The sequence below is a fragment of the Providencia sp. M-27 genome (assembly GCF_011077905.1).
In the GTDB taxonomy this organism is placed as follows: domain Bacteria; phylum Pseudomonadota; class Gammaproteobacteria; order Enterobacterales; family Enterobacteriaceae; genus Providencia; species Providencia huaxiensis.
Genome location: NZ_JAALBT010000064.1, coordinates 1 through 869, shown reverse-complemented (window position 1 = coordinate 869; position 869 = coordinate 1). Strand labels below are relative to the sequence as shown.

Genomic DNA, 869 nt, shown 5'->3' with positions numbered 1-869 from the left:
GCAGTGATCCCTTTATTCGCATCAACTGTTAGTTTTCCACCAATATGCAATGCAGGTAAAACCCATTTATCTGAGGTATAGCCTTTATTACGTTGGGTGATATAAAAACCATTAGAATTTGTAATCACCTGTTCAAATTGCGAATTTTTGACCGCTTTAAAATTCACCTTACCCGTTTGGCTGGTGATTTTGGCATTCTTGCCCGCATTAATTTTGGTCGCTTCTAATGTGACATCATCCTTGGCATACAGATTAATATCGCCACCAGCAGTAAACTCAGTGACTTTATTGGTCTTATCACTGCGTGTTTTTCTCACTTCCTTTTTCGTAATACAAAGCGTCCATCTATTGCATTTCTTTTTATACTCTTCAAAATAACTGCTTTCTTCCATGGCTTGGGCATAGAGATAGCCACCTTTTGCGGCAATATCCATCGCACCTTTGGCAACGAGACGAGACGCTTGGAACAGAATGCTCCCCTCAGACAAAATGGTCAGGGTTTTACCACTGTTAATTTCAGTGCCAATTTGGCGATATAACTCTTCAAATTTTTTCCCTGACTGCTTACGATAGTTCGTTTTGACCGACTCTAAGCGTACATTTCCCCCGCTTGAGAGTGTGATGTCATCTAGGGATTTGATTGTGCTGCCTTGTGCGGTTAAGGCACCATTGGAGGCCAGTGTGATGCCTTTGTCACCGGAAAGTGTCGAGGTCACATAACGTACATCTTGGTTATCTTCGTTGGGGTTGGGAATGGCAGAGTAAGCGGTAGCGGTTAATTTAAGATCACGGCCAGAAAGTGCAATAATTTTGTCTTTGGACTGAAGGTTAGCCGACTGCAAGTCAATATCACGGGCTGCATTTAACGT

Annotated in this window: 1 protein-coding gene; it reads right to left on the bottom strand. The window is 42.5% G+C overall.

The annotated features are described in order from the left end of the window. The coding region (locus G6Q48_RS21945) for a hemagglutinin repeat-containing protein (protein ID WP_207393068.1) at positions 1-869 on the bottom strand (869 nt) is incomplete at both ends.